Source organism: Streptomyces sp. NPDC028635 (genome assembly GCF_040637635.1).
Classification (GTDB): domain Bacteria; phylum Actinomycetota; class Actinomycetes; order Streptomycetales; family Streptomycetaceae; genus Streptomyces.
Genome location: NZ_JBEZWX010000079.1, coordinates 1 through 7,483, shown reverse-complemented (window position 1 = coordinate 7,483; position 7,483 = coordinate 1). Strand labels below are relative to the sequence as shown.

General features: G+C 72.0%; 9 protein-coding genes. All 9 read left to right on the top strand.

Going from position 1 to position 7,483, the window contains the following annotated elements:
* Positions 1-297 precede the first annotated feature (297 nt).
* A complete protein-coding gene (locus tag AB0E88_RS35550) occupies positions 298-579 on the top strand; it encodes a helix-turn-helix domain-containing protein (RefSeq protein WP_361639315.1) in 282 nt (93 codons plus the stop codon).
* Positions 580-589: 10 nt separating this feature from the next.
* The gene (locus AB0E88_RS35545) at positions 590-1,612 is read left to right on the top strand and encodes an SMP-30/gluconolactonase/LRE family protein (RefSeq protein ID WP_361639312.1); all 1,023 of its coding nucleotides are present in this window, start codon (positions 590-592) and stop codon (positions 1,610-1,612) included.
* Positions 1,613-1,682: 70 nt separating this feature from the next.
* Positions 1,683-2,144 (top strand): fluoride efflux transporter CrcB, encoded by a 462-nt coding sequence (gene crcB, locus AB0E88_RS35540; protein ID WP_361639309.1) that lies wholly within the window; start codon positions 1,683-1,685, stop codon positions 2,142-2,144.
* A gap of 84 nt (positions 2,145-2,228) precedes the next feature.
* Positions 2,229-2,609, top strand: a complete 381-nt coding sequence (locus tag AB0E88_RS35535; RefSeq protein ID WP_361639306.1) for a DUF190 domain-containing protein — start codon at positions 2,229-2,231, stop codon at positions 2,607-2,609.
* On the top strand, positions 2,606-2,980 hold the full coding sequence (gene crcB, locus AB0E88_RS35530) for a fluoride efflux transporter CrcB (RefSeq protein ID WP_361639303.1): 375 nt from the start codon (positions 2,606-2,608) through the stop codon (positions 2,978-2,980). Before AB0E88_RS35535 ends, crcB (AB0E88_RS35530) begins: the two co-directional genes overlap by 4 nt.
* A 75-nt stretch (positions 2,981-3,055) precedes the next feature.
* Entirely contained in the window at positions 3,056-3,892 is an 837-nt protein-coding gene (locus AB0E88_RS35525) for an undecaprenyl-diphosphate phosphatase (protein WP_361639300.1), read from the top strand.
* A 163-nt stretch (positions 3,893-4,055) separates the two neighbouring features.
* Positions 4,056-4,733 (top strand): FadR/GntR family transcriptional regulator, encoded by a 678-nt coding sequence (locus AB0E88_RS35520; RefSeq protein ID WP_361639318.1) that lies wholly within the window; start codon positions 4,056-4,058, stop codon positions 4,731-4,733.
* A complete protein-coding gene (locus tag AB0E88_RS35515) occupies positions 4,730-6,163 on the top strand; it encodes an amino acid permease (protein ID WP_361639293.1) in 1,434 nt (477 codons plus the stop codon). Before AB0E88_RS35520 ends, AB0E88_RS35515 begins: the two co-directional genes overlap by 4 nt.
* Positions 6,164-6,207: 44 nt before the next feature.
* The gene (locus AB0E88_RS35510; RefSeq protein WP_361639290.1) at positions 6,208-7,215 is read left to right on the top strand and encodes an asparaginase; all 1,008 of its coding nucleotides are present in this window, start codon (positions 6,208-6,210) and stop codon (positions 7,213-7,215) included.
* Positions 7,216-7,483: the final 268 nt, after the last annotated feature.

The window sequence follows — 7,483 nt, the reverse complement described above, 5'->3', positions numbered from 1 at the left end:
CACAGACAACCGCAGGCGCGACACCAGCCCACCACGCACCGCAACGGGCCGCCGCAGGCACAAAAAGGGGCGCGGGGAACGGCGCGACCAGCCACCACGAACCCGCAGCCGAGCAGCCGGCCGGCCATGCCCTGCCCCCCCGGCCCCGTCCACGGCGCTCGACTCCCGCCGTTTTCCGGCACGTCGGCCGACGCATCCCGGACAACGCGCGCCGAGAGCGATGCGCAAGCGCTCCCACCGGGGAACAGTGGGAGGACGCGGTACGAAGGCCCGGCTCCGGCATCCGAGGGGGACACGATGGTGAGGGCTCCCGTCAGCGAGAGGCGTCTGCGCCTCCTGCAGTGGCTCGAGCACGCCCCCGACACCTTCCCGCTGGACGGCGACCCGTCCCACGGCGGCGTCACGGCGGACGCGATCGCCCTCGGTCTCGGGGTGCCGTTGAGCCTCGTACAGTGCGATCTCGCCCTGCTGACCCGCGTCGGCCTGGTGCGCGCCCGCCGGGCCGGACCGCACACCTACTACCGGCGGGACGAGATACGGATCGCCGAGGTGGCCCGCATGTTCGAGAAGGGCTGGTGAACCGGCCACCATGGACCGACCCGCGCCCCTGCGCCCGATCCGCCACGTCCGCCTGCCCGGCCACGGCCCCGAGGACGTGATCACCGACCCGCGCGGCAGGATCCTCACCGGCGTGGCCGACGGCCGCATCCTGCGCCTCGACGGCCTTGCCGGCCCCGCCGCCCTCGACGGCCTTGCCGACCCCGCCGCCCTCGACGGCCTCGCCGACCCCGCCGCGCCGCCACCCCGCGTCGAGACCCTCGCCGACACCGGCGGCCGCCCGCTGGGCCTCGAACTGCTCCCCGACGGTGACCTCCTCGTCTGCGACGCGGAACGAGGACTGCTGCGCGCCGACCTCACCACCGGCGCCGTACGGGTCCTGGCCGACGAGGTGGCGGGGGAGCGGCTGCGTTTCGCCAGCAACGTGGTCGCCGGACCCGACGGCAGCGTCTACGTCACCGTCTCCAGCCGCCGTCACCCCCTGCGTCACTGGCTCGCCGACATCGTCGAGGACACCCGCACCGGCCGCCTGCTCCGCCTCGCCCCCGGCAGTACCGCCTTCGAGGTACTGCTGGAGGGCCTGCGCTTCGCCAACGGTCTGGCCCTGAGCGCCGACGGCACCTTCCTGGTGCTGGCCGAGACCGGCGCATGCCGCCTGACCCGCTACTGGCTCACCGGACCACGGGCCGGCCACAGCGAGCCCTTCGCCGAGAACCTGCCCGGCATGCCCGACAACCTGTGGCGATCCGGTCCCGACGGCCCGATCTGGGTCGCCCTGGCCGGCCCGCGCGTCCCCGCGCTCGACGTCCTGCACCGGGCCGCCCCGGCGGCACGCCGCCTCGCCGCGCGAGCGGCGGTGCACGCACCGTTCCGCCCCACCGGCGCCGCAGCCGTCCTGGCCGTCGACGACGACGGCCGTACCGTCCATCACCTCGCCCGCCGTCACTCCCGCTTCCGCATGGTCACCAGCGTCTGCGCGACGGCCGGTCATCTCGTCCTCGGCAGCCTGTGGGAACCGGGTGTCGCGGTCTGCGCCCTGCCCGCCGGCGGGTGAGCCGCCCTCCGCCCCGGGGCTAGGCTGGTGTCGGCCGTGATCACCGCACGGCGAGCAGGAGACGGACGACATGACAGCCCCCGAGGCCGAGAGCCTCCGCATCCCCACCGCCCCGCGGCGCCGCACCGCCTGGCGCGGCCGGCTGCCCGTCGTCGCGGTGGTCGCACTCGGCGGCGCCTGCGGCGCGGCCGCCCGCTACGCGGCCGGGCTCGCCTGGCCCGCGGCCGTCGGGGGATTCCCGTGGACCACTCTGTGGATCAACATCACCGGCTGCGCCGTGATGGGCGTGTTCATGGTCCTGATCACCGAGGTCCTGGCCGCGCACAGACTCGTGCGGCCCTTCTTCGGCACCGGCGTGCTGGGTGGCTTCACCACCTTCTCCACCTACGCCGTCGACGTCCAGCAGCTCATCGACCGCGGCCACGCGCGCACCGCACTGGCCTACCTCGCCGTGACCCCGCTCGCGGCGCTCACCATGGTGTGGCTCTCCGCCGCAACGACCCGCCGCGTCCTGACCCGGAGACAGCGATGACCCCGGAGACGGCGGCGACCCCGGAGACGGCGATGGCCCCGGAGGCAGCGATGACCCGGAGGCAGCGATGACCCGGAGGCAGCGATGACCCGGCTCACCGGACGTGCCCTGCGCCTGACCGTCTTCGTCGGCGAGATGGACACCTGGCACCACAAGCCCCTCTACGCCGAGATCGTGCACCGCGCCCACGCGGCCGGTCTGGCCGGGGCCAGCGTCTTCAAGGGCATCGAGGGCTTCGGCGCCTCCTCCCTGATCCACACCTCGCGGCTGCTGTCGCTGAGCGAGGACCTGCCGGTGGCGATCGTGATCGTGGACACCGAGGACCGCGTCCGGGCCTTCCTGCCGCAGCTCGACGAACTGGTCACCGAGGGACTGGTCACCCTCGACGACTGCGAGGTCATCCGGTACGTGGGGCGCGGCGCCGATTCCGGCGAACCGGGCGGGAAGGGTAAGAAGTCGTTGTGAACTGGCTGCTCGTCGTCGCCGGGGGCATGGTCGGTGCGCCCCTGCGCTATCTCACCGACCGCGCGGTGCAGTCCCGGCACGACTCGGTCTTCCCCTGGGGCACCTTCACCGTCAACGTCGTCGGCTGTGTGATCCTCGGGGTGCTGACGGGGGCGGCGGCAGCGGGGGCCGTGGACTCCCACGTGCGGTTGCTGCTGGGTACGGGCCTGTGCGGGGCACTGACGACGTACTCGACCTTCTCGTACGAGACGCTTCGGCTGACGGAGACCGGTGCCCGGCTGTACGCGGCGCTCAACGTCGTCGGTAGCGTGGCCGCCGGCCTGGGCTCGGCGTTCGCCGGCGTGGCCGTGGCGCAGGTCATCTGGCCGTAGGCGCGGGCTCTCGCCCGCGTGTAGTAAGACTGTCCCGCCCCCCTGTACCCCCTGCCCCTCCAAGAACGGGAATCCATGAGCGTCATCAGCGTCGGCCAGGCCGTCGTCCTCGGAGCCGTCGAGGGAGTGACCGAGTTCCTCCCCGTCTCGTCCACCGGACATCTCAAGATCACCGAGGGGCTGATGGGGATCCCCGTCGACGACGACGCCGTCGTCGGGTTCTCGGCCGTCATCCAGGTCGGCGCCATCGCCGCCGTGCTCGTGTACTTCTTCAAGGACATCGTGCGGATCGTCTCCGCCTGGGGCCGCGGCCTGGTCAACAAGGAGGAGCGGTACCACCACGACTACAAGTTCGCCTGGTGGGTGATCGCCGCGACCGTGCCGATCGTGATCGTGGGCCTGGCCGCGAAGCCGCTCATCGAGGGCCCGCTCGCCTCGCTGTGGGTGGTGGCCGGGTCCCTGATCGCCGGCAGTGGTGTGATGTGGGCGGCCGACCAGATGGGCCGGCACAAGCGCGGTGAGGACGACACCTCGTTCAAGGACGCGATGCTGGTCGGCTGCTCGCAGATCCTGGCGCTGCTCTTCCCCGGCTTCTCCCGCTCGGGCGCCACCATGTCCACCGCGCTCATCCTCGACCTGGACCGGGTCGCCGCCACCCGCCTGTCCTTCTTCCTCGGCATCCCGGCCCTGACCGGCGCCGGCCTGTACGAGCTGAAGGACGCGCTCGGCACCGGAGTCGGCGCGGCCCCGCTGGCCGTGGGCACGATCGTCTCCTTCGTCGTGGCCTACGCCTCCATCGCATGGCTGCTGAAGTTCGTGGCCAAGCACTCCTTCAACGCCTTCGTGATCTACCGCATCGTCATCGGTGTGGCCCTGCTCGGCCTGCTCTCCACGGGCGCGCTCGACGCCTGACCTCGTGACTGCCAGGGGGCGGAAAGCCGATTTACAGGCTTCCCGCCCCCTGAATTTTTCTTTCCACCCGCCTTGACACCGCCCCTCGGCCACCCGGAGTATCTGTCCCGTGAACCTGTCAGACAGCCGGACAGCCAGTCAGCCCCCTCGGCGCATCAGCGCCATGGAGGCCGTACTCGGCCATCTGCGCGGTGCCATCGAGCGCGGCGAGTACGCCATAGGCGACAAGCTCCCCAGCGAAGCGGAGCTGTGCCGCACCCTCGAGGTCTCCCGGCCCGTCCTGCGCGAGGCGCTGCGCGCCCTGCAGACGATGGGCCTGACGGTCTCCCGGACCGGCAAGGGCACCTTCGTCGTCGCGAACGCCGTCGAGGACCCCACCTTCGGCGACTACGCGGCCAGCGACCTGCTCGAGGTGCGCCGCCACATCGAGATCCCCGTCGCCGGGTACGCCGCCGTGCGCCGGACCCCGGAGAACCTGGACCACCTGGCGCATCTGCTGGACCGCATGGAGCGGGAGACGGACACCACCGCGTGGGTCGCGATGGACACCCTTTTCCACCTCGCCGTGGCCGAGGCGGCCCAGAACCCGGTCTTCCGCCGGGTCATCGAGGAGATCCGCGACGCGCTGGCGCGTCAGTCGGCCTTCCTGAACGAGCTGGGCGGCCGGCGCGAGCAGTCCAACCGCGAGCACCGGGCCATCGTCGAGGCGCTGGTCGACGGTTCCGAGCACGACGCGGTGGAGGCCATGGCCCACCACCTCGACCGCGTCGAGACCACCCTCACCGACATCGTGCGCCCCGCGCGCGCGGCCCAACCCACGGAAGGCGGACCCGAGGCGTGAGCGAACAGCACCTCAAAGACGAGACGCGCCCCTCGAACCGTCACATCGACGCCGGAGACGCGGGCTACAGCAAGTCCCTGAAGTCCCGGCACGTCAACATGATCGCCATCGGCGGTGCCATCGGCACCGGCCTGTTCCTCGGCGCCGGAGGCCGCCTCGCCGACGCCGGCCCCTCCCTCTTCATCGCCTACGCGGTCTGCGGAGTCTTCGCCTTCCTCGTCGTGCGCGCCCTCGGAGAGCTCGTCCTCTACCGTCCGTCCTCCGGCGCGTTCGTCTCGTACGCCCGCGAGTTCCTGGGGGAGAAGGGCGCGTACACCGCCGGCTGGATGTACTTCCTCAACTGGGCGACGACCGGCATCGCCGACATCACCGCGGTCGCCACGTACACCCACTACTGGGGCATGTTCTCCGAAGTCCCGCAATGGTTGATCGCATTGATCGCTCTCGCGGTCGTCCTCACGGTCAACCTGATCTCCGTCAAGATCTTCGGTGAACTGGAGTTCTGGTTCGCGATCATCAAGGTGGCGGCGCTGGTCACGTTCATGTGCATCGGCATCTTCCTGCTGGTGACCCGGCACCCGGTGGACGGCACCACCCCCGGCCCGTCCCTGATCACCGACAACGGCGGCGTCTTCCCCAACGGCCTGCTGCCCATGCTGCTGATCATCCAGGGCGTCGTCTTCGCCTACGCCTCCGTCGAGCTGGTCGGCGTCACCGCCGGCGAGACCGAGAACCCCGAAAAGATCATGCCGAAGGCGATCAACTCGATCATGTGGCGTGTGGGCCTGTTCTACGTGGGCTCGGTGATCCTCCTCTCGATGCTCCTGCCCTGGAACAAGTACACGGCGGGGGAGAGCCCCTTCGTCACGGTCCTGTCGCACATCGGCGTCCCCGCGGCGGGCGGTGTGATGAACCTCGTCGTCCTCACGGCGGCCATGTCGTCCCTCAACTCGGGCCTGTACTCGACGGGCCGCATCCTGCGGTCCATGGCCGTCAGCGGCTCGGCGCCCAGGTTCACCGCGCGGATGAGCCGCACCCAGGTCCCCTACGGCGGCATCCTGCTCACCAGCGGCATCTGCGTCCTCGGCGTCGGCCTGAACTTCGTCGTACCGAAGGACGCGTTCGAGATCGTCCTGAACTTCGCGGCGATCGGCATCCTCGCCACCTGGGGCATGATCATGGTCTGCCACCTGCGCTTCTGGCAGAAGGCTCAGAGCAACGAACTGACCCGCCCCGGCTACCGCCTGCCGGGCTCCCCCTGGACCGAACTCGTGACGCTGGCGTTCCTCGCCTCCGTCCTGGTCCTCATGTACGCCGACGGCGGCGCCGGACGCACCACCGTGCAGTGTCTGCCGCTGATCGCCGGCGCCCTGGTCGCGGGCTGGTACGCCGTCCGCGGCCGCGTCGACCGCACCAGGGCCGGCGCGTGAACAGCGCACCCGGCCTCACCCACCCACCACTGAACCAGGCAGAGATGTACAGCAGTTCTCTCGCGGACGCACCCCAGATCCGTGAACCCCTCCACGTACCCGTGGCCCACCTCATACGCGGCGGCGTCATCGAAGGCATCCACTACGGCTCCGTGGCCGTACTCGGCGCCGACGGCACCCCCGTGTTCCAGCTCGGCGACATCGAGGCGGCCTTCTACCCCCGCTCCGCGGTCAAGCCGCTCCAGGCGGTCGCCATGGTCCGGGCGGGCCTGCCGCTCGACGGCGACCTGCTCTCCCTGGCCGCCGCCAGCCACTCCGGTGAGGAGGTCCACCTCGAGGGCACCCGCCGCATCCTGGGCCTGGCCGGCCTCACCGAGGACGACCTGCGCAACGTCCCCGACCTGCCCTTCGACCCCGCCGTACGGGACGCCTGGATCCGCGCGGACCGCGGCCCGTCCCGCCTGGCCCAGAACTGCTCCGGCAAGCACGCGGCCATGCTGTACACCTGCAAGCTCAACGGCTGGTCCCTGGAGGACTACCTCGACCCCGGCCACCCCCTGCAGAAGGCGATCGCCGAGATCGTCGAGGACCTCACCGGCCAGCGGATCGCACGGGTCACGGTGGACGGCTGCGGCGCCCCTCTGTTCTCCCTCTCCCTGCACGGCCTGGCCCGGGCGGCCGCCCGCATCACGTCGGCGCCCCCCGGCACCCCGGAGGCCCGCGTGGCCGACGCGATGCGCGACCACGCCGAGATGGCCTCCGGCTCCGGCCGCGACGTGGCCGCGCTGATGCGGGCGGTCCCGGGGCTGCTCGCCAAGGACGGCTTCGAGGGCGTCCAGGTCGCGGCCCTGCCCGACGGCCGCGCGATCGCCGTCAAGATCGCCGACGGGGCGAACCGGGCGCGGATCCCGGTGGCGGCGGCGGCGCTGGCCCGCGCGAGGGTGGACCCCTCGCTCCTCACCGCCTTCGCGGGCGAGCCCCTCCTGGGCGGCGGAGCGCCGGTGGGCGAGGTCCGCCCGGTCCGCGCGCTGGATCCCGTGACGACGGGCTGAGCAAGCGGCGAGCGCTGCCGGGTGCGGGTCCGTCGCGGCTGGGTCGCGCGGTTCCCCGCGCCCCGCACCAGACCCGCAAAGGGCGGCCGACCTCGGAAGGGGCGACGGCCCGCACCGGACCCGCAGGGGCGCCCCCCGAACGGGAAGGGGCGACGGCCCGCACCCGCCGACGGCGGGGAGGGGCCGGGGTGGGGGGTGTCCGCCCGCAGCGGCCGGCACCGGGCAACGGCGCACTCGTCGGGAACGGCCGGCCGGACCGAGGACGGAC